This is a genomic window from Stenotrophomonas sp. G106K1 (assembly GCF_037969685.1).
In the GTDB taxonomy this organism is placed as follows: Bacteria; Pseudomonadota; Gammaproteobacteria; order Xanthomonadales; family Xanthomonadaceae; genus Stenotrophomonas; species Stenotrophomonas lactitubi.
Genome location: NZ_JBBPFR010000016.1, coordinates 64,776 through 90,884, shown reverse-complemented (window position 1 = coordinate 90,884; position 26,109 = coordinate 64,776). Strand labels below are relative to the sequence as shown.

The 26,109-nt window shown below is 66.0% G+C and carries 30 protein-coding genes; 20 read left to right on the top strand and 10 right to left on the bottom strand.

Translation table 11 applies throughout. From position 1 onward, the window contains the following. Window positions 1–426 precede the first annotated feature (426 nt). The 3 genes from WKB25_RS14820 to WKB25_RS14810 all read right to left on the bottom strand — a co-directional run bounded on the left by WKB25_RS14820 (window position 427) and on the right by WKB25_RS14810 (window position 3,195). A complete protein-coding gene (locus WKB25_RS14820; RefSeq protein ID WP_340571455.1) occupies window positions 427–1,314 on the bottom strand; it encodes a LysR family transcriptional regulator in 888 nt (295 codons plus the stop codon). A 39-nt stretch (window positions 1,315–1,353) separates the two neighbouring features. Beyond that, on the bottom strand, window positions 1,354–2,235 hold the full coding sequence (locus tag WKB25_RS14815) for an SDR family oxidoreductase (RefSeq protein WP_340571453.1): 882 nt from the start codon (window positions 2,233–2,235) through the stop codon (window positions 1,354–1,356). Window positions 2,236–2,331: 96 nt separating this feature from the next. After that, window positions 2,332–3,195, bottom strand: coding sequence for a DMT family transporter (locus tag WKB25_RS14810; RefSeq protein ID WP_099819238.1), 864 nt, complete (start codon window positions 3,193–3,195; stop codon window positions 2,332–2,334). A 133-nt stretch (window positions 3,196–3,328) separates the two neighbouring features. On the opposite strand from WKB25_RS14810, the gene WKB25_RS14805 reads away from it, so the two are divergent. Further along, a complete protein-coding gene (locus WKB25_RS14805; protein WP_340571450.1) occupies window positions 3,329–4,720 on the top strand; it encodes a PLP-dependent aminotransferase family protein in 1,392 nt (463 codons plus the stop codon). 33 nt (window positions 4,721–4,753) lie between these two features. Here the strand turns inward: WKB25_RS14805 and WKB25_RS14800 are convergent, their stop codons facing one another. Beyond that, window positions 4,754–5,326, bottom strand: a complete 573-nt coding sequence (locus tag WKB25_RS14800) for a hypothetical protein (RefSeq protein WP_340571448.1) — start codon at window positions 5,324–5,326, stop codon at window positions 4,754–4,756. A 19-nt stretch (window positions 5,327–5,345) separates the two neighbouring features. Between WKB25_RS14800 and WKB25_RS14795 the strand changes: the two genes are divergently transcribed. Then, complete coding sequence (locus WKB25_RS14795) at window positions 5,346–6,029, top strand: class I SAM-dependent methyltransferase (RefSeq protein WP_340571447.1); 684 nt, start codon at window positions 5,346–5,348, stop codon at window positions 6,027–6,029. 15 nt (window positions 6,030–6,044) lie between these two features. Here WKB25_RS14795 and smqnr read toward each other — a convergent pair whose 3' ends face one another. The 6 genes from smqnr to WKB25_RS14765 all read right to left on the bottom strand — a co-directional run bounded on the left by smqnr (window position 6,045) and on the right by WKB25_RS14765 (window position 11,837). Continuing rightward, window positions 6,045–6,692, bottom strand: a complete 648-nt coding sequence (gene smqnr, locus WKB25_RS14790; RefSeq protein WP_100551708.1) for a SmQnr family pentapeptide repeat protein — start codon at window positions 6,690–6,692, stop codon at window positions 6,045–6,047. A gap of 214 nt (window positions 6,693–6,906) precedes the next feature. Further along, a complete protein-coding gene (locus tag WKB25_RS14785) occupies window positions 6,907–8,460 on the bottom strand; it encodes a PepSY-associated TM helix domain-containing protein (RefSeq protein WP_340571445.1) in 1,554 nt (517 codons plus the stop codon). A gap of 11 nt (window positions 8,461–8,471) precedes the next feature. Then, the gene (locus WKB25_RS14780) at window positions 8,472–10,610 is read right to left on the bottom strand and encodes a TonB-dependent receptor (RefSeq protein WP_340571443.1); all 2,139 of its coding nucleotides are present in this window, start codon (window positions 10,608–10,610) and stop codon (window positions 8,472–8,474) included. A 120-nt stretch (window positions 10,611–10,730) separates the two neighbouring features. Beyond that, window positions 10,731–11,117: a DUF2946 domain-containing protein gene (locus tag WKB25_RS14775; protein WP_340571442.1), complete on the bottom strand. Its 387-nt coding sequence runs from the start codon at window positions 11,115–11,117 to the stop codon at window positions 10,731–10,733. Window positions 11,118–11,346: 229 nt separating this feature from the next. Then, window positions 11,347–11,601 carry a hypothetical protein gene (locus WKB25_RS14770; protein WP_089239227.1) on the bottom strand — a complete coding sequence of 85 codons (255 nt, stop codon included), beginning with the start codon at window positions 11,599–11,601 and terminating at the stop codon, window positions 11,347–11,349. 11 nt (window positions 11,602–11,612) lie between these two features. After that, on the bottom strand, window positions 11,613–11,837 hold the full coding sequence (locus tag WKB25_RS14765) for a hypothetical protein (protein WP_340571440.1): 225 nt from the start codon (window positions 11,835–11,837) through the stop codon (window positions 11,613–11,615). A 486-nt stretch (window positions 11,838–12,323) separates the two neighbouring features. On the opposite strand from WKB25_RS14765, the gene WKB25_RS14760 reads away from it, so the two are divergent. From WKB25_RS14760 to WKB25_RS14675, 18 genes are all read left to right on the top strand, one after another. Further along, window positions 12,324–14,660: a VapE domain-containing protein gene (locus WKB25_RS14760; RefSeq protein WP_340571438.1), complete on the top strand. Its 2,337-nt coding sequence runs from the start codon at window positions 12,324–12,326 to the stop codon at window positions 14,658–14,660. Beyond that, window positions 14,660–14,944, top strand: coding sequence for a hypothetical protein (locus tag WKB25_RS14755; RefSeq protein WP_340571437.1), 285 nt, complete (start codon window positions 14,660–14,662; stop codon window positions 14,942–14,944). Before WKB25_RS14760 ends, WKB25_RS14755 begins: the two co-directional genes overlap by 1 nt. A 62-nt stretch (window positions 14,945–15,006) precedes the next feature. After that, window positions 15,007–15,234, top strand: coding sequence for a hypothetical protein (locus WKB25_RS14750; RefSeq protein WP_099819227.1), 228 nt, complete (start codon window positions 15,007–15,009; stop codon window positions 15,232–15,234). Between the two features lie 41 nt (window positions 15,235–15,275). Continuing rightward, window positions 15,276–15,812: a hypothetical protein gene (locus WKB25_RS14745; protein ID WP_340571435.1), complete on the top strand. Its 537-nt coding sequence runs from the start codon at window positions 15,276–15,278 to the stop codon at window positions 15,810–15,812. Between the two features lie 168 nt (window positions 15,813–15,980). Further along, window positions 15,981–16,364 (top strand): hypothetical protein, encoded by a 384-nt coding sequence (locus tag WKB25_RS14740; RefSeq protein WP_340571433.1) that lies wholly within the window; start codon window positions 15,981–15,983, stop codon window positions 16,362–16,364. Between the two features lie 361 nt (window positions 16,365–16,725). Next, window positions 16,726–17,154 carry a Mor transcription activator family protein gene (locus tag WKB25_RS14735; protein WP_340571430.1) on the top strand — a complete coding sequence of 143 codons (429 nt, stop codon included), beginning with the start codon at window positions 16,726–16,728 and terminating at the stop codon, window positions 17,152–17,154. Then, a complete protein-coding gene (locus tag WKB25_RS14730; protein ID WP_099819223.1) occupies window positions 17,151–17,501 on the top strand; it encodes a hypothetical protein in 351 nt (116 codons plus the stop codon). Before WKB25_RS14735 ends, WKB25_RS14730 begins: the two co-directional genes overlap by 4 nt. Continuing rightward, window positions 17,498–17,983 (top strand): glycoside hydrolase family 104 protein, encoded by a 486-nt coding sequence (locus WKB25_RS14725; protein ID WP_340571427.1) that lies wholly within the window; start codon window positions 17,498–17,500, stop codon window positions 17,981–17,983. The genes WKB25_RS14730 and WKB25_RS14725 overlap by 4 nt, the downstream gene beginning before the upstream one ends. Further along, window positions 17,983–18,357 carry a hypothetical protein gene (locus WKB25_RS14720; protein ID WP_340571425.1) on the top strand — a complete coding sequence of 125 codons (375 nt, stop codon included), beginning with the start codon at window positions 17,983–17,985 and terminating at the stop codon, window positions 18,355–18,357. Before WKB25_RS14725 ends, WKB25_RS14720 begins: the two co-directional genes overlap by 1 nt. Further along, the gene (locus WKB25_RS14715; RefSeq protein WP_340571423.1) at window positions 18,332–18,610 is read left to right on the top strand and encodes a hypothetical protein; all 279 of its coding nucleotides are present in this window, start codon (window positions 18,332–18,334) and stop codon (window positions 18,608–18,610) included. Before WKB25_RS14720 ends, WKB25_RS14715 begins: the two co-directional genes overlap by 26 nt. 119 nt (window positions 18,611–18,729) lie before the next feature. Continuing rightward, entirely contained in the window at window positions 18,730–19,284 is a 555-nt protein-coding gene (locus WKB25_RS14710) for a hypothetical protein (protein ID WP_340571421.1), read from the top strand. Next, window positions 19,281–19,871, top strand: coding sequence for a phage baseplate assembly protein V (locus WKB25_RS14705; protein ID WP_340571419.1), 591 nt, complete (start codon window positions 19,281–19,283; stop codon window positions 19,869–19,871). The genes WKB25_RS14710 and WKB25_RS14705 overlap by 4 nt, the downstream gene beginning before the upstream one ends. A gap of 51 nt (window positions 19,872–19,922) precedes the next feature. Next, window positions 19,923–20,261, top strand: a complete 339-nt coding sequence (locus tag WKB25_RS14700; protein WP_089239202.1) for a GPW/gp25 family protein — start codon at window positions 19,923–19,925, stop codon at window positions 20,259–20,261. 2 nt (window positions 20,262–20,263) lie between these two features. Further along, window positions 20,264–21,160 (top strand): baseplate J/gp47 family protein, encoded by an 897-nt coding sequence (locus tag WKB25_RS14695; RefSeq protein WP_340571416.1) that lies wholly within the window; start codon window positions 20,264–20,266, stop codon window positions 21,158–21,160. Continuing rightward, window positions 21,153–21,932 carry a phage tail protein I gene (locus tag WKB25_RS14690; protein WP_340571415.1) on the top strand — a complete coding sequence of 260 codons (780 nt, stop codon included), beginning with the start codon at window positions 21,153–21,155 and terminating at the stop codon, window positions 21,930–21,932. Before WKB25_RS14695 ends, WKB25_RS14690 begins: the two co-directional genes overlap by 8 nt. Before the next feature lie 7 nt (window positions 21,933–21,939). Next, window positions 21,940–24,138 (top strand): tail fiber domain-containing protein, encoded by a 2,199-nt coding sequence (locus tag WKB25_RS14685; protein WP_340571412.1) that lies wholly within the window; start codon window positions 21,940–21,942, stop codon window positions 24,136–24,138. A 1-nt stretch (window position 24,139) separates the two neighbouring features. After that, a complete protein-coding gene (locus WKB25_RS14680; RefSeq protein WP_340571411.1) occupies window positions 24,140–24,799 on the top strand; it encodes a hypothetical protein in 660 nt (219 codons plus the stop codon). Between the two features lie 106 nt (window positions 24,800–24,905). Next, window positions 24,906–26,108, top strand: coding sequence for a phage tail sheath C-terminal domain-containing protein (locus tag WKB25_RS14675; RefSeq protein ID WP_340571409.1), 1,203 nt, complete (start codon window positions 24,906–24,908; stop codon window positions 26,106–26,108). The last annotated feature ends 1 nt before the right edge of the window (window position 26,109 follow it).

Here is a 26,109-nt window from a genome sequence, read left to right as displayed (position 1 = left end):
GACGCGCATTGCCACCCCCGAGGCAAGCGCGATCAACGCATTCGTGGCTGACCACGCACAGGCGGCGGGCGATGCGGGTTGGCGTACCGGACAACTCTGGGACTGACCGGCGGGTCATCGCGACCCCCACACATCGCCCACCACGGACAGCGGGTCACGTGATCCGAAGGCGCCATCCGTGCGCCTGCCGATCACGTGCCAGAGTTGATTGTGGGACGCCAATCCCAGCCGACCGATGATGGCCGACGGGGACATGCTGGTCGTTGCCGCCGAGGCGGTATGTAGGGGTTACCCGCGCCTGTGCCTCAGGCTTGCTGCAGGCACGATTCCCAGCGGCAGAACTGCAGGCTGGATCACATTCCAGAGGCGCGCACGACGCGGGCCAACTCCCTACCCGCGCCTGCAGCACGGATGCTCAACCGGCAATCACGACATTGCCGGTTGTGCTGCCATCGCCAGGAAATTCTGCAGCACCGGCGTGGGCGATTCCGGGCGCATGCAGAACTGCAGTTCGAACGCAGCATTGCCGCCGTCCAGTGGCCGGTAGACGATTTCTTCGGGACGGAACCCGCTCATGCTTGCCGGCACGATCGCCACGCCCGCTTCCACGGCCACCAGCGACAATACTGCGTGCATGCCTTGCGCTTCCTGCACGACCGGTGGTGTGAAGCCGGCAGCCGTACACAGGCCCAGTACCTGTGCATGGAAGCCGATACCTTCGGCCGACGGCCATGAAACGAAGGGCTCGTCCATCAGGTCTGCGACGTCCAGCCGTTGCCGTGCAACCAGGCGATGCGCGCGCGGCAGGGCAATGGCCAGTCGATCATGGTCGAATGCCTGCAGACTCAACTCTGCGGAAATGATCGGCGGAATCAGGATGCCCAGGTCGATGCGCCCCTCGCGCAGCCACTGTTGCTGCTGCCGCGAGGTGGCTTCGTGCAGATGCAGCTGCACCTGCGCAAACGCATGGCGGAACTGGCGGATCAGTGCCGGCAGGCGCCCATACAATGCGCTGCCGACGTAGCCTACGCGCAGGCTGCCGGTGTGCCCTGCCGCCGATTCGCGCGTGCGCTGCAGCGCCTGTTCGGCCTGTTGCAGGGTTGCGCGCGCCTCCACCAGCAGCGTCTGCCCCGCCGCGGTCAAGCCCAGCGTACGGTTGCCGCGCACGATCAATCCCGTGCCCACTTCGTCTTCCAGGCGCCGCATGGCCGCCGTCAATGGCGGCTGCGACATGTGCAGGCGTGCAGCGGCGCGATGGAAGTGCAGTTCTTCGGCCACCGCCACGAACTGGCGGAGCAGGCGCAGATCGATCATTTCATCGTAGGCAGGTGGAGACCCGCCTAGGGTACGCGCTCAGCCGCGCGCGTCGACACTCGGCCGTGCAATGACCGGCCACTGCAGGGCCACCGATTCGATGCTGTCGGCGGCCACGGCGCGCAGGTCGCGTGGATAGTCCACGTTCTCTGCTTCCTGCAGCCTCAGTGCATGGAACTGGCCGTTGCTGGCACGCAGAATCCAGCCACCCTGCCGGCAGCGCGTGGAAACCAGGAAGGCCACCCCGGTAGCCACGGCACCGGGATGCAGTTCATCCGGCTCTCCGTCGATGCCCCACATGCGGGTCTTGGCCACCGGCGACACCGCGTTGACCACGATGCCGTGTTCGGTGCCTTCCAACGCCAGCACATTGACCAGCCCTTGCGCAGCCAGCTTGGCCATCGCGTAGCCGCACAGGCCACGCTGCGCATACTGCGGGTACAGCGCACGATCGGAGGTGGTCAGCACGATGCGTCCGCCGCCGGCAGCACGCATCGCCGGCCATGCCGCCTGTGCCAGCCACAGCGGTGTCTTCGCGGCCAGGCACAGCATCTGCTCCAGCGCATCGTCTTCCACCGCTTCGATACCGGCATAGGCCACCCAGCCGGCGTTGTGGATGATGAAGTCCAAGCGACCGTGGCGCTGCAGGATGTCCTGCACGAGCGCATGGCACCCGCTGCGCTGGTTGATGGGGCCGCTGACGGCCTCGACCGGCAGGCCCTGGCTGTGCAGTGCCGCCACCGCCGTAGCGATGCGCTGCGGATCGGCGCCCGTGCCGTCCGTTGCAGCGCCCACGTCATGCATCACCACATGCGCGCCACGTTGCGCCAGCAGGCGGCTGTAGGCCAGGCCCAGGCCACCGGCGGCACCGGTCACCAGGCCCACCTGGCCTTCGAACGAGATACTGGAATCGGGTTTCATACGGCCAGCATCGGCGAGCACCATCGTGCTCGGCCAATACTGTTTGCACACCCGCGTGATACGCCAACGGTATCGCGCGGCGATGGGGCTGCGCGGTCAGCGGCTGAAGCGACGGGCACCGGCCACACAGATCACCGCTGCCACGGTCACCAGCAGCATGCCCGCGCTGACGGTCTCATGCAGCAGCATCGCCGCCAGCGCCAGGCCGAAGAACGGCTGCAGCAACTGCAGCTGGCCGACCGCGGCAATGCCTCCCTGGGCCAGACCGCGATACCAGAACAGGAACCCGATCAGCATGCTGAACACCGCTACATACCCCAGCGCCCACCATGCGGAAGCAGCGACCGCCGTGAACGAGACCGGGCGCATCGCCACCATCAGCGGCAGCATCACCGGCAATGCCAACAGCAGTGCCCAGCTGATCACCTGCCAACCGCCAAGATGTCGGGCAAGGCGGCCGCCCTCTGCATAGCCGAGCCCGCACACCACGATTGCCGCCAGCATCAGCAGGTCGGCCTGCAGGGAAGCCTCGATGCCGTTGCGTGCGGCATAGCCGACGACACAGGCGCTGCCCAGCAGCGAGAACACCCAGAATGCAGGGCGTGGCCGGTCGCCGCCGCGCAGGACGCCGAACACCGCCGTGCTCAGCGGCAACAGGCCGAGGAACACGATGGTGTGTGCCGAGGAGGCGTGGCGCAGGGCGAGCGCGGTCAGCAACGGGAAGCCCACCACCACGCCAAGGCTGACCAGCGCCAGGCCAGGCAGATCGCTTCTGACCGGGCGCGGCTGGCGCAATGCCAGCAGCAGCACCAGCCCCAGCAACGCGGCGATGCTGGCGCGTGCGGCAGTAACGAAGCTGGCGTCCAGCTCCATCACCGCCAGCCGGGTGGCCGGCAATGAGCCGGCGAAGATCACCACACCGATGAAGCCATTGATCCACCCGCTTGCCGACCGTTCCACACCCTGCTCCAGACGTGCCGGGCAATGGCCGGCGGTGCCTGTCATTGGGCCACCTGGCATCGGCGATACACAGCTACAATCCAGTACAGTCACAAGTAACTGTACTGCCAACAATCCCCTTACAGTCGCCCTCATGTCCCGACCGTCCAGCCGCATCGACAGCGTCATCCACGCCGTCCGCTCCCGCATCAGCTCGCGCCTGGATGGCCCTGGCAGCCGCCTGCCTTCGGTGCGCGCGCAGGCGGCGGCGATGGGCGTTTCCGTGTCCACCGTGGTCGAGGCCTACGAACGATTGGCGGCCGAGGGCGTGATCGCCGCGCGCGCCGGCTCCGGCTTCTACGTGGCCGGTCCGGCAGCACCGCTGGCGCTGGCCGAGATGGAACCGCGCCTTGATCGCGCGGTGGACCCGCTGTGGGTATCGCGGCAATCACTGGAAACCCCGTCCGGCCACCTCAAGCCGGGCTGCGGCTGGATGCCCAGCGACTGGCTGTACCACGATGGCCTGCGCCGTGGCCTGCGCCGCATGGCCCGAGCCGACGCCGCACACCTGGTCGACTACGCGGGGCCGCTCGGCCTGCCGGCATTGCGGCAGACGCTGCAGCGACGCGCGGCCACGCTGGGCATCGAAGCATCGATGGAGCAGCTGCTGCTGGCCGAATCGGGGACGCACGCGGTCGACCTGATCTGCCGCTTCCTGCTGAAGCCCGGCGACTGCGTGCTGGTCGACGACCCCAGCTATTTCAATTACCACGCGATGTTGAAGGCTCATCAGGTGCAGGCCATCGGCATACCGTACACACATACCGGGCCGGATCTGCAGGTGTTTGCCAGCGCGCTGCAGGAATACGCGCCGCGCCTGTACATCACCAACGCCGGGCTGCACAACCCGACCGGTGCTGTGCTGTCGGCGACCACCGCGCATCGCCTGCTGGGCCTGGCCGAGCGCAGCGAACTGATCATCATCGAGGATGACATCTTCGCCGACTTCGAGCTGCGCCCGGCGCCGCGGCTGGCGGCGCTGGATGGACTGTCGCGGGTGATCCATGTCGGCAGTTTCTCCAAGGCCATCTCGGCGGCATCGCGCTGCGGCTACATCGCCGCGCGCCCTGACTGGATCGAAGCACTGACCGATCTGAAGCTGGCCACCAGCTTCGGCGGTGGGCACCTGGCCGCGCACTTCATGCAGATCGCACTGACCGACAGTGGCTACCGACGGCACATGCAGGCGGTGCGCACGCGCCTGGCCGATGCGCGCAAGCACACGCTGCGGCAGGTGCAGAAACTGGGCATCACGCCGTGGCTGCAGCCGGATGCAGGGCTGTTCCTATGGTGCCAGCTGCCCGATGGCCGCGATGCATCGGCAGTGGCACGGCAGTGCCTGCGCGAGGGCGTGGTGCTGGCGCCGGGCAATGCCTTCAGCCAGTCGCAGCGGGCTGCCGACTACGTACGCTTCAATGTGTCGCAGTGCCAGGACCCGAAGATCTGGCAGGTATTGGGGAAGGCGTTGCAGACGCGAGAGGGATGACTGGCGATTGACCGGCTGTTGAATACCTCGGACTCAATCGGCGAGGTAGGTCTCTGCGGGAATGTCCAGCAGCTCCGGACCTGAAAGCGTCGCGCCCTGCAGATCGGCGCCGGCGTTCAAGGCGTTGTCGATCGCGTTGAGCGAAGAACTCCGCTGGCAGATCGCCTTGAACGCAGCGCGCGGGCCTTCGTGGTACATGGCCAGGGCGCGCTGCAGGCCCGCGGCGAATACCGGTTCACGGTCGAGCGGCAGTTCATGCAGCTCACCCTGCGCGTCAGGGGCGGTGAATGTACGCGGCAGCAGCACGCCCAGTTCCATGTGCCCGATCAAGGCCATGGCGAATGCCTCAGGCAACCACACCAGCAGGCGGCGCATCTGCACATGTTCGCTACCGAGCGCGAGCAGTGCCCGCTCGGCCTGCTCCTCATCCACGTCCCCGCGTCCGAGCAATGTCAGCGCCAGTTCGAAGGCTTCCGCCGATGGCATCGGGGGGGGGGCGAAGGTCCATTCGCGATCTCTGGAATACAGGCAGGCGCCGACCTTAAGCAAAGGCGGGCGTTCGTGCAATCGACACTTGCGGAGCACGGTAGAGTGGACGTTCGCCATTGCTGCAGGAATGCTTCCGATGTCCTTCTCCGATCCCCACGCCGTCGCCCGCTACGCCGACGGCCCGCTGCGGCAGGTGCCGGGTTTCCTCGGACTGCAGCAGATGGCCCACCTGCTGCTGGCCGAACATGTGCCCGACGATGGTCAGGTGCTGGTGCTCGGCGCGGGTGGCGGCCTGGAGCTCAAGGCCTTCGCCGAAGCGCACCCGCACTGGCGGATGCTCGGTATCGACCCGGCCGCACCCATGCTCGCGCTGGCCGAACAGACCCTGGGGCCTTTGATGGCACAGGTCACGCTGCTGGAAGGCTACATCGACGATGCCCCGCACACCGTCTTCGACGGCGCCACCTGCCTGCTGACCCTGCATTTCCTCACCGTTGAACAGCGCCTGCACACCCTGCGCGAACTGCGGCAACGGCTGCGGCCGGGTGCACCGCTGGTGGTGGCCCACCACAGCGTGCCACAGGACGCGGCCGGCAAGCATCGCTGGCTGCAACGCTACGCCGCATTCGGCGAGGCCTCCGGCATTCCACGTGTCGATGCGCAGCGCGCAGCCGCCGCCATCGCCGAGCGTCTACCGCTGTTGTCGCCCGAGCAGGAAGTGGCGTTGCTGCAGGAGGCTGGCTTCGACAACGTGGAACTGTTCTACGCCGGCTTCAGCTTCAAGGGCTGGGTGGCCCATGCGCCGACCGCGCCGGCATAGCGCCGCCACGCACGCTCAAGGCACCACGGTGATGCCGATCCGCTGCATCAGCAGCGCCACCTGCTGCACATCCAGCGTGGCGCCACGCAGGTTGGTGCTGCGCACGTCCAGCTCACCCAGTTCGGAGTTGGTCAGGTCGCAATCGGTGAAGTTGGCCGTGTTCCAGTCGATGCCATCGAACTGGCCACCGGACAGGTCCGACCCTGCAAAACTGGCGCCACTGACGTTGGCCCCTTCCCAGCGGTTTTCCCACAGCTCGCACTTCTCCAGCGTCACCCGCGAGAAGTTGGCATAGCGCAGGTTGGTCTTCTTGATGAAGGCGCTGCAGAACCAGCTGCGCGTGGTGATCTGGTTCATGAAACTGGCGTTGCTGAAATCGGCGCCCTGCGCGCGGCACTCGCTGATTTCCAGCCCCAGCGCCTTGATGAAGTTGAAGTTGCACATGCTGATGTCGCACTGGCGGAAGCTGGCTTCCTTCAACGTGGCGCCACTGAAACGGCACCCGGTGCGCGTGTCGGCGTCGTAGAAACCGCAGTTCACGAACTCGGTGGCGGTGAGGTCCGCGCCGGAGAAATCGCACTCGTGGAACTGCTGGTCGACCACCTTCTGGCCGGTGAACTGATCGGCGCCAATGCGCAGCTTGTGGTGAACGGTGGAGGACATGCGGGGTTCCGTGCCGGGTGCCTCGCCATGATGCCGCGTCCGGCCGGGCGGCGGTAGAGCGTGGCCATCGCGGTTCATGGCTGCTGCAGTCGGGATGTGTACAGCGCCAAGGCGGGCTCTCCAGCGGTCCGGCCCGATCGGCAACTGCACGCCTTCATGCACCCGAGCGCGGCTGACGTCCTTGTCATGCCATGGACGCCGCGAGCGTACGCCATCAGAGGCGAGGCAGATCCCTGCGACTGCGCTCAGAGAACGGAGCATGCCGATGACGCTTGCGTCGGAGTGTCATCCGCAAGCGCCGATAGCCGATGACGGTCGCCGTCGCGCACAGCGCGGTACCTGCCACGCTGAGCAACAGCAGCACGACCAGGCGGCTGTTCGGCTGCCGCAGCAGCGCGGGCAGATCCCAGCTGTGCAGGAAGGAAAACAGCCAGCGCCCAACCCGCTCGCGCCTGCCCATCGTCAACAGCGGATCGCCGGTAGCCAGGTCGACATAGACGCGGGTAGCCTCAGCATCATCGAAGTCGGCCACCGCCACCGGAAAGCGACGTACCGCGGCGCCATTCATCGCCTCCGCAGCGCGCGGGTAGAAGTAGGCATCGGGCGCCTGCAGAATGGTGAATCTGCGCAGGCATGCGTCGGACATCGCCTCTACCCTGCCCTGCAACCAGTCTGCACCGAATGCAGTGGACACCTGCAGTGCGCCGTCACGCTCCGTGACCACGCGTGAATCGGCAGTACCATCCAGCACCACCGCGAACAAGTCACCGCCGATCCGTCGCCACTGGATCTCCACCGGCACGAACTGCGGCGTGTGCACTGCAGCCAGTACCGCCGCCGGTTGCGCGATGGCGCCTGTATCCGCCGGCGCTTCCCCCTGATAGCGCGCAACGTCGAGCGAAGCGCGTGCGCTGCTGAAGACCCCCAAGGGATTCATCGACATCAATCCACTGAAGATCCAGGTGAACACGAATGCGCTCGCCATCAACCCGATCAGGTGATGCCAGCGCATCCACGGTTCCTGGTACGGCGTCTTCGACCCTGACCGGTACTGCCCGCGAAATCGCCAGCGCCAGATGCCGACCACGATCCCGCTGATCGCGGCCACCGTGCACAGCGCCGACAGCACGATCACCGCCCAGGTCCACACCGGGTCCACCGACTGCATGCGCAGGAAATACAGCCAGTGCAGCCACGCACCCATATAGTTCCAGCGCTGCTGCAGGCGCGGTGCATCCAGCACCACTTCGCCGGTGCGCGAGGACACGTAGACATCACCAGGCTCTGCGCCACCCACGCCGACGCGGTACAGCGGCCGATGCGGATCAAGGCCGCGCGAATGCGTCCAGCGATCCTCGTCCAGCGGCGTGGCACCAACGAAAGCCGGCCCACCGGCGAACTGCGCGGCGGAGACTTCGGCCAGCTGCGCCGATACAGGCGGCAATGCCTGCCCGGTAAGCGCCGACCATGCGCCCATGTTCGCCCCGGAGCGCACCACGTAGGCGGGCTCGCCACGCAGCGTCGTCAACACGACCCGCTCAGGCTCCTGTCGCACCGCATCCGGCAGCACGGAAAGCGCCTGCCAGCCGCGCGTATCGGCCAAAGCGGGCAGCGCAGCCAAGCGTTCTCCCGGCGTCAGCTTCGGGTAACCGATGAACAGCATCACCATGCCGCTGACGAACCACAGCACCATCAGCAGGCACCCACCGATGCCCAGCCAACGGTGCACCAGGTAGGTCCAGCGCTTGGCAGTGGATCGCAGCGACATGGCGGCCTTCCTCAGAAGCGATGGTCGAAGGTGAATTCGACGCGCCGGTCGGCGCCCAGCAGCCACTGCGTACTGGTGTAGTAGGCCGTGGCGTAGTACGCCTTGTCGAACACGTTGAATACGCGCGCGGTCACCCGTGTACGCGGCGCGGCCTGCCAGGTCAGGGCCAGATCGGTGGTTGTGTAGCCCGGCAGCTGCAGCGTGTTGGCGTTGTCGGCGTAGCGCTTGCCCACGTAGCGCACGCCACCGGCCACGCTCCAGTCGGGCAGGAACTGCCAGCTCAACCAGACGTTGGCCAGGCGCTCGGCCACGTTCGGCGGCACGTTGCCATCACGCGAGACGATCACCGCCGGCGTGCCGGTAGCTTCCAGGAAGTCCTCGAACTCGGCCTTGAGCACGGTCGCGTTGGCATCCAGCGACCACTGCGGCGCGAAGGACCAGTTCAACGAGGCTTCGATTCCCTTCGAGGCCTGTGCACCCACCTGCACGCGACGGTCCGGTTGCAACGGGTCACGGCTGAGCAGCCCGGTCTTGCGGATGCGATAGGCCGCCAGCGTCCACTCACCCCCATCGAAGGCCTGCTTCATGCCGACCTCGATCTGCTTGCCCTTGGCCAGATCGAACACGCCATTGGCCGGGCTGATCATCAACAGACCGCTGACCGGGTCTGCCGCCTGCGAGTACTGCGCATAGAGGGTCATCGACGGTTGTACCGCGAACACCGTGCCCGCGCGCCAGCCGGTGCTGTTGTAGGTCTTCGAGAACGCACGCTGGCCGCTGACCAGGTCGTTGCGGTCTATCGTGGCGCGATCGTGGCGCACGCCAGCAAGCACCGACCAGCGCTCGCCCAGTTCCAGCCGGTCTTCCACGAACAGCGCGACCTGCTCTGCGCTGTTACGGTAGCGCGGCAGGTTGGGTGCATCGCTGATGAACCCACCAGGCACCGGGTTGAAGGGATCCACCGGCCCGGAGCTGCCCGCATAGGTGTTGTTGGTGTGCTTGAAATGCGCACGGTTGGCATCGAGGCCGACGGCGAAACTGTTGGGCAGACCACCCGCATTCCCCAGCAGGCGCAGCGTGGAGGTCAGGCCGGTCTGGTCCTGGTTGTGGGTGATCTGGGTGTTGCCGGAGCGGTCGACCAGACCGGTGCGGTCGTTGTAGACGTAGGCCTCGGCATTGCGCCAGTCGCGCTGGCTGTCGATCTGGTAGACGCGCGTGCGCCACTCCACGTTCTCGTTCGGCGTCCACAGCGCATCGAGCTGGGTCCAGCGATCGCGGAATCGGATCACGCTGTCGGCCACGTTGTAGTTCTCGTGGCGCAGTGCATCCAGCTGCCTGCCATCGATCAACGGCGTACCGAAATAGCGCATCGGCTTCTGGTAGCCCTGCGCATGGGTCAGCGTGAACTGCAGATCCGACCGTGGCTGCCATAGCAGCGCACCGGAAAACGTGGCATCGCCGTTGTAGCCGCGATCGACCCACCCGCTGCTGTAGTTGCCGCTGACGTCCACGCGGTAGGCCAGCGCCGGCGTGAGCGCACCGCCGCTGCCGAATCCGAGTCGCGCGGTGTCTTCGCTGCCCAGGGTCACGCTGACCTCGTTCTCGATGGCACCGCGCGAAGGCTTCTTCGGCACGATGTTGACCACGCCGCCGATGGCGCCATCACCATGGATTACCGAGGCCGGCCCACGCAGCACCTCGATGCGCTCGATCGACCAGGTATCGAACGGAAAGGTGATGCCCACACCGCCGTACTGGCGCAGGCCGTCGTACAGGCGCATCACCGAAGCGCCATCGGTGAAGCCACGGCTGGACAATGCACTCAGGCCGTTGCCCGGATGCGGCATTGCACTGATCGCGCCGGCGCGGGTGATCGCATCGTTGAGAGTGGAATCACCGCGCTGCTCCAACTGCGCGCGCGAAATCACGGTCAGGCTGGCCGGGGTCTGCAGCACGCTCAGGCCGAGGGCCGAGCCGGTGCTGGCGGTGGAGGACAGCGCACCGCTGCGGGTATCCACCACGCGGACGGTATCCAGGGTGGTCGGCAGCAGGGCATCTGCGGCAAGCGCAGGCGTCGCCTGCAGGAAGGATGCGCACAGCGCAGGCAGCGTCGCCCAGCGCAGCGGGGCGAAGTTGGGGGTGGTTTTCATGTGTTCACGGCATGCAAGGCCGCCCCGCATTGCGGGGTAGCAGGAAGAAAAGCGCACGCAGTAGCGCCAGGCCATGCCTGGCGGCTTCAACCACATTGAATGAATGGCCGCGTGCGCGGCTCAGCCAGCGAATGCCGCCGGTGGCCCACGCGCGCCCAACGTGCCGCTGATCCGTTGCGGCAAGGTCTGCACCGCACCACACAGCGCGCGGCATACCGGTGCCAGCGGCATCATCAACAGCAGCGCCGCCACCAGCAGGGTGATCAGCCGTGCGGAAATCAGGCAGTAGTCGCAGTCCACGCCCATCTCGTGGTCGGCATGTGGATCGGCCAGCGGCTTCGGTGCCGCTTCGCCATGCTGCATTGCCATCGCGTGGTGGTCGTGGTGCCCTTCCATCGCGTGCTGCGCGTGCAGGGTGTGATCCATGACCGCCACCGGTGCAGCAACAGCAACGTGCGCATGCGCCAGCCAGCGGCTCACCAGTGGGGCAAGCAGCATCAACAGCATGGCAAGCCATGCCAGGGTCTGGAACCGGCGGTGGAGAACAGAGCGACGCACTCGGCCATTCTACGAGGGTGAGGCCAACCTTGGACCACGCTCAGGGTTTCCATTTCGACCCTGCGACATCGTGACGCAGGGCTCTCCTCGTGTAGATCCACGCCATGCGCCGATATCGCCGGAAAGGGACGGACGGGCGCTTGGTGTGACTGACCCCTTCCGTCCCTTGGCGGCAACGCTAGAACCGCGCCGGTTGCTGCACAGCACGTTCCAGGAACATGACGCCCGCCTGCAGGCTGTTGCGGGCGTTCTCCAACCAGCGCTCCGGATCGGCTACCGCGAATCGCTCCTGTGCATCCACATCCCCGGAGTCAGCCAGGTCGGCCAACTGCAGATGGATATGGTGCTCCACCAGGCTCATCAATACGGCGAGCTCGGCCGATACTCCGGCGATGCGTTCGGTGAAGCCAGCGTCGTTGCTGTTCAGAGACATGTCCCCTGTTCCTATGCGTTGCGGTGTTGATGGATGGCTTCGAAGCGCTCGGCGCAGGCAGGCCCACAGAACAGTCTGGCCGGATCGTTTTCGAAGTCTTCGCTGCAGTCCGGGTTGTGGCACTCCCCAATGGCTGTGAGAGGGGCAACGTTGCTGGCCCGCACTGCGTGCTGGGCCAAGGCGCGTTGCAGGTGGCGCGCTTCCAGTTCCTGCGCTTCGTCGATGGTGTCCGTCATGCCAGTCGTATTTTATCGGGAGGTGGTCGCACCGATTGAGAACGTCGCGACGATCATGCGCGGCATGAGCGCGGCGTCGGACAGGCGTATTTCATCGGGTTCGTTTTCAGGCATGCGGACTCCTTGTGCATGGCGCCCGGGCCGGGCAATGAGAGAGAGCGAAGGCCGTGTCGAACGGCACCGACATCATCGGAAAATGCGTTCTCGCCGGCTGCGACGCATCGTCGCAATGACCGCGATCTGCGACTGACATCGCAGATCCCTCGCGGACAAACACGCGCTGCAAAGCCAGGGATGCAAGGTGTTAAAAGGTGTTGCAAAAGCAAGTTCATTCCGACACCATGGCGGCGTCACCACCTTCCATCACCCGCTGACCACGTTGCGTCGGTCCGCCGCCGTATGTCCCGCGTACTGCGGGCAGCAGACAGCACCATGGCCGCAACCGGCCGCGGTGAACCGAACCATGCTTCAAGGGGGCCCCGCCGAATGCAGACACCGCACCCAGTGCAGGACATCGTTCCGGCATTCCTGCAGGCCATGCACGCACACGGCATCGTGCCTGATGCGCGTGGCCGCGATGCACTCAATGCGGACGGCACGCTGGTGCGCTTCCACGTCGAGGGGGATCGGCGCGGCACCCGCAATGGCTGGGCCGTGCTGTTCGGCGACGACGTGCCGGCCGGCGAGTTCGGCAGCTGGCGTACCGGCCTGCGCCATGGGTGGTGCGCGAAATCGCCAACCTCGTTGACCGCCGCCGAGCAGCGTGCGATCCGGCAGCGCCAGGAAACGGCCCGCGCCGACCGGGAAAGACTGCAGCGCGAGCGCGAGGACGTGGCAGCCAAGGCGGCCAATGTCCTGTGGAACCGTGCCGTGCCTGCCGATGCCAGCCATCCGTATCTTGTGCGCAAGGGCATCCAGCCGCACGGGCTGCGCGTGGCGGCGTGGCCGGTGCGCAACGGCGATGGCCTGGTGTTTCGGCACATCGACAACACACTGCTGGTGCCGGTGATGAATGCCACAGGCCGCATCGTCTCGCTACAGGCGATCTTTCCACGCATGGATCTGGCGCTTGGTCGCGACAAGGACTTCCTGGCTGGCGGCCGCAAACAGGGCTGCTTCCATGTGCTCGGCAAGCCGCTGTCCAGCCAGCCCATCGCCATCGCCGAGGGCTATGCCACGGCGGAATCCATCCATCAGGCGACCGGCTGGTGCGTGGTGGTGGCCTGGGACGCCGGCAACCTGGCCTCGGTCGCCCGTGCATGGCGAACCGCCATGCCCGAGGCAAGCTTCGTGATCTGTGCCGACAACGACCAATGGACCCGGCAGCCGCTGGACAATCCCGGCGTCACCCAGGCGACGCATGCCGCTGCGGACATCGACGCACGCGTGGTATGGCCCGAGTTCGCCGTTCTGCACGACGAGAATGACCGCCCCACCGACTTCAACGACCTGCATCTGCGCGAAGGATTGGAAGTTCTGCGTGCGCAGTTGATGCCCGCCGCTGCCGCCACCGGGGATGAAGCCGCCACAGAGGATGACGCACCGGCAACGGCCGCCGCGCGCTATCTGGTGCCTGGCAACCTCTGCGCCTTCGACACCTTCACCCCGTTCCCCGACTGCAGCGCACGTGGCCGGCCGTTGCCGACCGCACGCAACCTGGCCGAGCTGTGCCGCCGCACCGGCGTGACCGTGCGCTACAACGTCATCCGCAAGGATCTGGAAATCCTCGTTCCCGGCCTGCAGACCACGGTGGATAACGCCAAGGAGGTGGCCGCCGGCGAAGTGATGGACTGCATGCACCGTGCCGGCATGGCCGTCGCCAGCTTCGAGACCAACCTGTGCCAGGTGGCCGAAGCCAATCCGTACAACCCGGTCGCCAGCTGGATAACCTCACGGCCGTGGGATGGGCAATCACGCCTGCAGGCGTTCTTCGATACGGTGCAGGAAGCCCAGCCCACACGCATGGCCGACGGCCGCGTGCTGAAGGAGATCCTGATGCGACGCTGGTTGATCTCCGGCGTCGCCGCCGCATTCGAGCCTGATGGCGTGGTCGCCCGCGGCGTACTGACCTTCGTGTCGAAGCAGAACCTGGGCAAGACGCGCTGGGCGCGGCAGCTGGCGCCGGCCGAGCTGCAGCTGATCGCCGATGGCGTGGTGCTCGATCCCGCCAACAAGGACAGCGTCAAGCAGGTCATCTCCAAGTGGATCGTCGAGCTGGGCGAGGTCGATGCCACGTTCCGCCGCACCGATATCGCCGCGTTGAAATCGTTCATCTCCCGCAGCCATGATGAGATCCGGCGCCCCTATGCGCGCACCGAATCACGCTACGCGCGGCGCACGATCCTGTTTGCCAGTGTCAACGACGAACGCTTCCTGCGCGATGCCACCGGCAATACACGCTGGTGGACCGTGCACGCGGTAGCGCTGGGCGAACCGGCACGGATCAACATGCAGCAGGTCTGGGCCGAGGCCCATGCGCTCTATTGCAGCGGCGAAACCTGGCATCTGGCCAGCGATGAGCTGGACGCGTTGAACGCCACCAACAGCGAACACGAACCGATCTCGCCGATTGCCGAGCTGATCGACCGTCACTTCGACTGGTCATTGCCCGCCGAGCTCCGGAGCACGCCCTATCGTGCTACCGAGATCGCCATTGCAGTGGGCATCGACAAGCCCAACCGCCGAGACGTCAACGAGGCAGCAGCCTACGTGGTCAAGCGCCATGGCGTGCGCACCAGGCTGATCGGCAAGGAACGGGCGAAGGTGTGGCTGATGCCACCGCGCAGCCGCAGCATCGCCGAGCACGCCGCCGGACCGTTCTGATGCCGCGAACCCACGACGAACATGATGTCTGCAGCGGCAGCGTCGAGTGGCGTTTGGACTGCGAGGCACGGCACTTGCTGGGGCTGGACGGCTACCACTGCATCGATGCGCGCGGACGCAGGATCAGGATCGGTCCGCGCCGACATCGCCGGCAGTACCTCCAGCGCGTGCAGGTGGCACGCGGCCATGCCGAGCGCGATCGGCTGGCAGCGGCCGCGCTGCGGATATGGGACGCAACAGCCCCGCGCGCCGAAGACTGGATGCAAGTGGATGAAAGGTGTTGACTTGAAAGGTAGGCAAAGGCAAGATACCGGCAACGGCCACGCCACCTTCCAGGAGCCCAGCCATGCCTCGCGCCCGCCTGCACGCCTTTGAAGGCGAACAGTTGACCGTGCAGCAGATCCATCAACGCGTACCGGTTCTGTCGCAACGGACCATCCGCGACCACCTCGCCGCCGGCCGCCGCACGTCCACGGCGATGCTGTGCTTCGACCCGATCGCCGCCGCAGCACGCGGTGGCCGCATCACCCAGCGCATCCTGCGCGCCCGCAGCAGCACCGGCAGCGATTGCTGACTGCCGCCGCACCTGTGCATTCCCCCAGGAGTAGACACCGCATGATCCCCGCCTCGCTCGACAGCAGCCAGCGCATGATCGCCGACACACTGGCCGCATTCCGCTGCGGCTCCGCCTTTACCAGCGTGCCGCTGCACTCGGTCCCGTTGACGCGGCCACCGCTCTACATCGGCATCGCCGGTGGCAAGGGCGTTGGCAAGGACACCCTCGCCAACGGGCTGGCCTCTGCGCTGGCACTGCCCTGTGACACATTCGCTTCCCGGCTACGGCAAAGCACCGGCGCCGAAAGGGGCCGCGAACACGTTCATCCGGAGCTGTGGGTACGCTCACTGTTCTCACGCCTGCCCACAGGTGGCCTGGTTCCCGATGTCCATTTCGATGACGAGGCACGCGCCATCCGTCGCCAGGGCGGCGTTGTCATCCGCATCACCCGCCCCGGCCACGACAGCGTGGACCTGCATGCCGGCGGTCAGCCGCTGCCCGCCGCGCTGATCGATATCGAGCTGCACAACGACCGCAGCGCGGCCGATCTGGTGCGCACGGCACTGGACCGGCTGATGGGCCGTGGCGTGGTCTGAACATCCTGCCGGAACCGCCCCCGTCCGCCGGACATGACCGGTCCGTACTTCATCCAGAACGCAGGTTGCGGCGCATCATCGGCGAAAATGATGTAAGGTCGTCCCCCATCAATGACGGCACCTGCCGTCACCCTGCATCCCCAACCGCTTTCGCAGAGAGGAAATGTCATGGAGGTCGAACAGTTCACGTCGACACGCCAGAAGGCCATCGCGTTGTTCAAGTCGCAGCCCAAGGGTGGCAAGGACATCGTGAGTCTGGATGCGATCTTCATTTCGCTGTGCTCGCTGGCCGGCGCCCAGCCCGAGGCCGCTGCCGCCAAACAGGCGCGTACCGCCGCCCGCCCCGGCAACCAGCAGCCGCCCGCGCCGTGGTTCATCGAGACGCTGGCCGCGCTCAAGGGCAAGGGCGAGTCGATCACCGTGGCACGCTTCCTGATGTTCGCCAACCGTTTCCCGGTCAAGCGCATGGACCAGGTCAATGCAGCCCGCTGGCTGCGAGATGCCGGCCATATCCCGCGCAAGACCGGCGGCAACCTGGTGTTCGACCTTTGACCCAGCGCCACCTGCAGTCCTGAAGCCCCGGCATCGTCCGGGGCTTTTTCGTTTCAGGGCCCGGCGCGCCCGGCACGAGGACCTACCCTGTGGCCGTCCTCACCCTGTACCTGCCACCTTCCCTTGTCCTGCGTCTGTTTTCAGCACATGAGGACAAGGAGTACTACAGAACCAGCAAAAAGGGCAGGCAAGGCTGGACGGCAAAGCATGGCGACTCGCAAACCTGCGCATGCAGGTCCTCGGCGATCCTCGCGCACGCATCTGAACGCCTTCAGTCGCCAGCTTCTAAAGTAGATGAAAGGTGTTGACGTGATCGGCGGGATGGCAACAGTGGATACCAATGCCACTGACCAACCCCGCCATGAACGCCCTGCCCGACAGCATCCAGACCCTTGCCGAGGTCATCGGCGAACCCGCAGCCCTCACGCTGGTGCGTGCATGGCCGCCGACCACCTCCAACACCACCGGACGCCACCGAGTCATCGTCTACGTCCCCTCCACCCTGCCCGATCAGCATCGACTGATCGACATTCTTGGCCTGGAGATGGCCCAGCGCCTGGTCGCCCACTTCGGCGGTGAACTGCTGTTCCTGGCGTCCTGCTTCGCCGCCAGCGCGCATGAGCGTCGCGAGCAGATCGCACGCGCGGTGGCCAGCGGCATGCCCCGCGAGCACGTCGCGCAGGAATTCGGTGTATCGCAGACCACCATCAAGCGCGCCCTCCGCGGTGCCCGCGCTGCGCCGCCCCCTGCCGTCCATCCGGCCCTGCTGAAGGGGTACGCACGCGCATGAACGAGAGCGACCTGCTGGCCGGTGTGCCGGACTGGGCCAAATACCTGGGCGGCACCTCCGGGGTACTGATCGCAGTGTCGTTGTGGCTGCGGCAATGGCTGTCGTCGGCCAAGGTCGACCGCACCGCCGATGAAGCCACCAGCAACACCCTGCGCACCCTGCAGGAACAGCTGGCCGCCGAACGCACACGCGCCGATGGACTGATGCACGAACGCGAGGCCATGGCCCAGGAGATTGGCCAGCTTCGCGGTGAAGTCAGCGCCCTGCGCGCGCAGATCGCCCAGCAGAGCGTGCAGATCGATGCGCTGCTGGACCTGGTGCGCAAGCGTTCGGGAGCGACTGCATGACCGCCGCCGCAGCCAGCGCCCTCGGTGGCGCCAACGTGGCCGCGTTCCTGGACATGCTGGCCGTATCCGAAGGCACCGATATTCCCGGCCAGCGCTCCCGCAATCGCGGCTACGACGTGATCGTCGGCGGCCAGCGTTTCAACGATTCCCGCGACCATCCGCGCGTACTGGTGTCGCTACCGCGCTACGGCATCAAGTCCAGCGCCGCCGGCCGCTACCAGTTCCTGCGCAGCACCTGGGACAACCTGCGTGCACGCCTGGACCTGCCGGACTTCGGCCCGGTCTCGCAGGATCGCGCGGCAGTAGCGCTGCTCAAACAATGCGGTGCCTACGACCTGATCCGCCTGGGCCGCTTCGATGCCGCAGTAGCTGCCGCCCGCCGCATCTGGGCATCGCTGCCGGGCGCCGGTTACGGGCAGAAAGAACAGGCGCTGGAAACGCTGCGCGCCGCCTATCGCGCTGCTGGGGGGCACCTGCAGTGATGCCGATACCGCTGAGGCTGCGCATCGTGCTGCTGGGCCTGGTTGCCAGCCATGTCTGTTGCACCTGGCTGGGCTGGGAGCTGCGTGACCGCAGCGCGGATCTCACAGCCGCCAGTGCACAGGTCGCGCAGCAGACCACACGTGCCGACACCGCGCTGGTCGCGCGCCAGCAGGACCACACCAACACGCAGGCCGGTGCACAGGCCGAATCACAGCGCCTGGCCACGCAGTCCGCGCGCACCCGCCAGTTCAACACACTGCAACAGGACATCGACACCCATGCCAAGACTCCTGGCCGCGACCGCGGCGATGCTGATGCTGAGTTCGTGCGCATCTGGCGCGAAGCCAATGCCGGCCGCCCTCGTCATCCCTGATATCAGTATTGCACCGGCACAACTGCGCGCGCCGCAGGAACTGCCCGATCTGCAGGCCGCCGATGACGATGCGCTGCTGCGCAACCACGTTGCCGTGGCGCGCCAGTACCACGAACTGGCCGACCAGATGCGCGCGCTGCTGTGCAGCCTCGGCAGCCAGCAAGGTTTCACCGTCAATGGTGCACCACCACGGATGCCTGCGGGCTGCATCCCCGATGGCAATGCCAGCGCTCACGGACCGCACCGGCCCTGATCGAGCCAGTCACGGCCACGCGTGCAATGCCCCGCGCCCCTGCCAATGGCAACACTGCACGCAGAAAGCGCGTGCCGCGGCCAGCCGCGTTCTTCCCTCCATTCATCGCATGAGCTGACATGGCAACCGACACTCCCTCCTCCACCCTCGATGCGCTGCACGCTGCCATTGAAGCAGTGATCCGGGCACGCTTCGCCGACTTCGCCACCGTCCAGTTCTATCGCGACGCCAACAGCGGCAGCCTGGCCACACCCGCGTGCCTGTTGGCGATGACCCGCTGTGACCGTGGCAAGGACAGCGATAATGGCAGCGGCCAACTGCAGGCATTGCTGCGCTTTGAAGCACGCATCTCCATGCAGTCCGCGGCAGCCGGCTCTGCACTGCAGCTGCGCAGGGCCGCCGTAACCCTGGCTACCTGGCTGCATCAGCTCGGCCGCTTTCCCGGTGCGCCCAGCGGCGCGATCGAGGTGATCGCCGCACTGCCCGAGGATGCCGCGGCGGCACAACCCGATCTGCGCACGTGGATCGTCGAATGGTCAGTGCCCATCGCGCTGGGCTGCAATGCCTGGGAGGACGCCGATGGCGTGGTACCGCAGGCGTCCTACAGCTTCGCACCGGAGATCGGTCGGGCCCATGAGTCGCACTACCAACCGCTCGCGGAGGACGCACCATGAGCGCTGAACATGCCCGGTTGATCGGCAACCTGTTGATGATCGGCGTCGTGCGCGAGCTCGATGAAGCCGGCAGCCGCGTGCGCGTCGATGCCGACGGCATGCTCACCGACTGGATTCCCTGGCTGGAACGCCGTGCTGGACCGGGCATGCGCAGCTGGTGCGCACCGGAGCCCGGCGAACAGGTGGTGCTGGCGTGCCCATATGGCGACCCAGGCCAGGCGTTGGTGCTCGGCAGCCTGTACCAGGATCGCTTTCCCGCACCGGCCGATGCACGCCTGCTGCAGCGCACGCAGTACGCCGACGGCAGCCTCGTCGAGTACGACCGCCAAACCACCACGCTGACCATCAGCGTCGGCACCGGCAAGGTCATCGTCAACTGCGCCAATGCAGAAGTGCATGCCAGTGAATCGGTACTGCTCGACACGCCGGCGATCAAGGCCACCGGTGATCTGGACGTCGCGGGTGCGATCACCGCGGGCAAGGACATCAGTACGTCGGCAGACGTCAAGGCCGGTGCCATCAGCCTGAAGTCACACAAACACACCGCCCAGGGCCCGACCGCTCCGACCACGCCGGCACAGCCGTGATGGGCCATCGCTGCAATGCCCTGAAAACCCGTACTCCACGACGATAGAGACATGCGAGGAATCGACGCCAACACCGGCAAATCACTGGATGGGCTGGCCCATCTGCACCAGTCCGTGCGTGACGTTCTCACCACGCCCCTTGGCTCCCGGGTCCTGCGTCGCGAGTACGGCTCGCGCATCTTCGAACTGATCGATGCGCCAACCAACCGCTCGCTGCGCATGGACCTGATCGCGGCCACCGTCGACGCACTCGCACGATGGGAACCGCGGCTTCACGTCGAGAACGTCGACGTTTCCCTCCCCGCCCCCGGCGTGATGATCCTGGCAGTAACCGGGATCCACCTTCCGGACGGCGAGGCCATCACCATCGAAGGAATCGAGGTTCGCTAACCGTGGCATCCGGCTCGTTCACCAGTGTCAATCTCTCCCAGCTGCCGGCCCCGGCGGTCATCGAAGTGCTCGATTTCGAAGCCATGTTCGATGAGTCGCTGACTGCATTGCAGGCGCTGGACCCCACGTTCGACGCGCTGCTGCCGTCGGATCCCGCCTTCAAGATCCTTGAAGTCTGCACCTACCTGCGCCTGCTCGACCGACAGCGCGTCAACGATGCCGCGCGCGGTGTGATGCTCGCCTATGCGATGGGCAGCGACCTGGATCAGCTGGCGGCGATCTTCGGCATTGCACGCCTGGTACTCGATCCGGGCAAGCCGCAGGAGGGCATCCTTCCCCGCTATGAAAACGACGACGACTTCCGTCGCCGCATCCAGCTGGGGCCGGAGGGCTTCAGCGTCGCCGGCCCCGAAGGCGCCTACGTCTTCCATGCGCTGAGCGCGGATCCGCGCGTGCTGGACGCCAGTGCCACCAGCAGCACGCCTGGCGAAGTGGTGGTGTCGGTGCTGTCGCGTGAAGCCGATGGCACCGCCAGCCAGGCCCTGCTCGATGCGGTCGAGGCGAAGCTGAGCGCGGATGATGTGCGCCCGTTGACCGATCACGTGCTGGTGAAACCGGCGAGCATCATCAACTACGCCGTCACCGCCATGCTGTACACCTTCGCTGGCCCCGACTCGCAGGTTGTGCTGGCCGAAGCGCGCATGCGTCTGGACCGCTACATCGTCGAATCGCATCGCCTCGGCCGCGACGTGACCCGTTCCGGGTTGTTCGCTGCATTGCATGCCGAAGGCGTACAGCGCGTGGTGATCGACAGCCCCGCCGCGGACGTGGTGGTGGACCGCACCCAGGCCACGTACTGCACCGCCGTGACGCTGGCCCACGGTGGCAACGATGAGTGAGGCCACCATGCGCCTGGTCAATGCGCGCCTGCGTGGCGCGATTGATGGGAAGAACCAGGTGTTCCGCCATCCCGGCGGCGTGCTGGCAACGGTGCAGGCCGTGTATCGCACGGATCCGCAGGGACGCCGACGCCTGAACGATGTGTCCATCATCGGCAGCGTGGTCACCCTCGCAGCCGCGCCTGTGCCCGGTGTGACCATCGACGCCGACGCACAGGTCCGGGTGCCGTCGTCAGCCAACCTGCTGCCGCCCAATGCCACCCATGCCGAGCGCGCACTGTCGCGGGTGATCGTTGCCCGCCCGCTGCCGGTGGACATCACCGCCCTGTGGGATGCCGATCGCTGTCCGGCCGCGTTGCTGCCTTGGCTGGCATGGGCGCTCTCGGTGGACGAATGGAAGGCCTACTGGCCCGAACCGGTGAAACGCGCGCGGGTACGCGCAGCGATCGCCATCCAGCGGCGCAAGGGCACGGCCGGCAGCGTGCGCGACGTGGTCGCTGCATTTGGGGGTTCGGTACTGATCCGCGAATGGTGGCAGCTGCAGCCGAAGGGACCGCCGCACACCTTCGAAGCGGTGATGACCATTGCCAACCAGGTCGGCACCCCAGCCACCGCGATGTTCGTCGAGGACGTCATCGGCGAGATCACCCGCACCAAGCCGGTGCGCTCGCACTTCACCTTCACCCAGGGCATGCAGGCCGACGCAGCAATCGGCGCGCTTGCAGCCGCACACGCCACGGCCTTCCGCCGCATCCAACTGATCGGAGAGTAAACCCCGCATGCGCTTGAAAATCACCGACGCCGGCTTCGCCAAGCTGGTCAATCCGCCGAACACCGGCACCAATGCCGTTCTGGTTACCCAGATCGGACTGACGTCCACTGCGTTCACCCCTTCGGCCGGCCTGACCGCGCTGCCAGGCGAGATCAAGCGGGTCGCCACCTTCGGTGGCCAGGCCGTGGGCGATGACACGCTGCACGTGACCATCCGCGACGACAGCACGACCGCCTATTCGCTGCGCGGCTTCGGCCTGTACCTGGCCGATGGCACGCTGTTCGCCACTTACGGCCAGACCGATCCGATCATGGAAAAGACGGCGGCCTCGATGCTGTTGCTGGCCACGGATGCACGCTTCACCGACGTGGACATCACCCAGATCCAGTTCGGCAACGCCGAATTCATCTACCCGCCGGCCACCACCGAGGTGCTGGGCGTGGTCGAGCTGGCCACCAACACCGAGGCGGAAGACGCGGCCGACACCCAGCGCGCGGTGACCCCGCGCGGCGTGCGTGCATTCACCGACAAGCGCTTTGGCGCGGCCGCACCGACGGCACTGGCCAGGACCCTGCTGTCTGCCGCAACCACGGCCGCCGCACGCACCGCGTTGGAGCTGAAGGGGGCCGCGCTGAAGGACACCGGTCATGGCAATGGCCTGGATGCCGATACCCTGGACGGCAAGCACGCATCCGCGTTCGCCCTGGCGGGTGACTTCGCTACGGTCGGCCACAAGCATGTCATCGCAGATGTGACCGGGCTGCAGGGGGTGTTGGATGCGAAGGCGGTCAAGGGAACCAACAGTTTCACCGACCAACAGTTCGTGGGTGGTAGCGCGCCCCTGATAGGCTTCGGCTCAGCGGGCGCGGAACAATCGTTTATCGGTGGATGGGCCAACACCGGCATCTGGCGCGTCTACAACACCGACCGCACTGCCAACGCTGAATTGACCATCAAGCACAACGACGCGCCTCGCTGGAATGGCTCGGCGATGTGGCATGCCGGCAACTTTGCGCCCGACACCAAAATGGACAAGACCGGAGGCACGTTTACCGGCCACGTCGCAGTGAACGGAAACTCGCTGCGCTCGTATGGCTGGGCTGGTGTCGCCAATGATGGCGTGTTGGTCCTGGGCGACACCAGTTCGTACCTGTTCAAGAACGGCCCGAACTTCACCTTCGCCAATTCGGCGGGTGGTTACACCGCCACGTTGAATGCTGGGGGCTCGATCTGGACCAGCGGCAACTTCGATCCCGCGGCGAAGGTAAACAAGGCCGGCGACGTGATGTCCGGCTCTCTGACGACTACCGAACTGTGGTTGAAGAATGGCAGCAATGCCAACGGTTGGATCGGCACGGGCCCGGATGTGGTCTACATGGATGCGCGCCTGAACAGTTCGCAGAACCCAGACGCACACATGCGTATGCGGGCTGATGCGTTCACATGGGCCAACAAGACCGGCGCTATCTGCGCGGCCATGAACGGCTCTGGCGAGTTCCGCCCGACCAGCCTGCATATCCCGCACAACGCTGATGGCGCTCGCATAGCCTGGAACCAGAACGGCGGTGAGAACGGCTACGGCTGTTCGGAGTACTACAACTTCAAAGGCGGCGGTACTGGCGGTCATGTCTTCTACTCCAGCCAGGGCACGAACCATCGGCGGACGATGCGCTTGCGCGATGACTCGTTCCTGGAACTTCCCGGCGGATTGATTCTTCAAGGCATCGACAACCAGATTCGATACGAGTGGCCAGGCACAGAGACGATTCGACTGGTAGTCAATCAGTCATCCGGCAACATCGGATGGTGGCAGGAAGGTCTCAACCAGTGGCTGTTCCAGATCAACAAGACCTGGGGCAACGCCACGATCAAGGGCAGTTGTACCGCAGGTGGCGGTTTTGACTTCGGCTCCTCGCGCAAACTGAAGGATATCGATGGCCCCGTGCCCTACGGCCTGGCCGCCGTCGAGCGCATGGAACTGGCTACGGGCCATTACAAACCGGAGTACAACAGCGACGGCCGTCGCCGCCTGTTCTTCGTCGCCGAGCAGCTCGCGGAGCTGGTGCCCGAAGCCGTCAACCTGGAAGGCGTCGAGTTCAACGGCGAACGCGTTGCCTCGATCAAGCTCGACCAGCTGCTTCCGGTCATGGCCAAAGCCATCCAGGAACTGGCCGCCGAAGTGCGCGCGCTGAAGGCGGAGCGCTGACATGGCCAGCGGATACCGCTCGGCAGGCGTCGACTTCGACGACCTGTTCGATCCCTACGTGGAGGGCCCCGTCGCGCAGGATTGCGGCCTGCGTGTAGGCGGCACCGACCTCAGCCGCCGCTACGCCCACATCCAGTACGGCAGCAAACGCGGTGACGTCGGCTATCGCGTTGGCGGCATGGACGTATCCAACCTGTGGGCTGCGCGTGGCAGCGCCAGCTATCGCCTGCCGTTCCATGGCCAGGGCTATTCGGCAAGCAACGGTGCCAAGACCAACTCGACCGGCTCGGCATCGGCATCGGTCTCGATCGACATGCTGTCCGATGGCAACTACAGCATCCGTCGAAGTGTCACCGGCGGTGGCAACAACAGCAACACGGTCGTTGCCTCCGGTCGTTGGCTTCCGGCAGGCGCCAGCGCCTCCGAGTACGACGTGCAGTTCAGCGTAAGCAACCAGGGAGCCGCGTACTTCAGCAACAGCGCACCGTCGTTCGCCTCGCTGGCATCTTCGCAATCTGCAGGCGTCTCCATCAGCGTGCCCGCCAGGTCCACCAGTTTTGAAAGCGCCTCCACCAGCATCAACGTCCACCTGCGTCGTGCCGGCGGCAACCCGCAGGTCTCCAGCTTCAGCGCAAGCGTCAGCGCCTCCGGCTGGGTCTGATCGATCACCGGGCCACGGCTGCAATTATCGCCGCCGCCGCCTTTCCCGAAGATATACACGTCGCCTGCATCTGCAGGCACACCACCACACCGAGGAACCTCTCCGAATGACCGAATTTCTCCATGGCGTACAGGTCGTCAACATCGACACCGGTGCCCGCTCGATCGCCGTCGCCTCCACCAGCGTGATCGGCATCGTCGGCACCGCACCGCTGGCTGACGCCGATGCATTCCCCATCAACACTCCCGTCCTGGTGACCTCGCCGTCGCAGGCGGCCAAGCTGTCGGCCAAGGCCGGCACCGAAGCCGGCACCCTGCCAGGCGCACTGGACGCGATCTTCGACCAGTCGTCGGCCGTCGTGGTCGTGATCCGTGTCGAGAGCGGCGCCTCCGACAGTGCCACCCTGGCCAATGTCCTGGGCGGCGTGAACGCACAGACCGGCGCTTACTCTGGCGTGCACGCACTGCTCGCCGCCAAGTCCATCGTCGGTGTGAAGCCGCGCATCCTGGTGGCACCGGGCTTCACCCATGTGCATCCCGCCGACCCGGCCAGCCCGGATACCGTGCTGGCCAACCCGGTCGTGGCCGAACTGCTCGGCATCGCCGACAAGCTGCGCGCGATCATCATCAAGGATGGCCCGAACAGCAACGACGATGCAGCCAAGACCACCACCGCACTGACCGGTTCCAAGCGTGTCTACGTGGTCGACCCGGCCGTGCTGGTGCAGCAGGGTGAAGCGATCGTCAGCCGCTATGCCTCCGGTGCCGTGGCCGGCGCCATCGCCCGAAGCGACAACGAACGCGGCTGGTGGGCGTCGCCGTCCAACCAGGAGCTGTACGGCATCGTCGGCACTGCGCGTGCGATCGATTTCGGCCTGTCCGATGCGACCAGCCGCGCGAACCTGCTGAACCAGGCCAACGTGGCGACGATCATCCGCGAAGGTGGCTTCCGCCTGTGGGGCAACCGCACCGCCAGCATCGATCCGAAGTGGCAGTTCCTGTGCGTGGTGCGCACCGCCGACATCATCGCCGACAGCCTGGAGGCTGCCCATCTGTGGGCCGTCGACCGCGGCATCAGCAAGACCTACGTCGATGACGTGCGCGAGGGCGTCAATGCCTTCCTGCGCGGCCTGAAGACGCAGGGCGCGATCCTCGGCGGCAACTGCTGGATCGACCCCGAACTGAACGCAGCGGACAGCGTAGCCCAGGGCCGCTTCTACTGGGACTTCGACTTCACCCCGACCTACCCGGGTGAGCAGCTGACCTTCCGCATGCACATGAACAACAACTACGTCTCGGAGATCTTCTAAG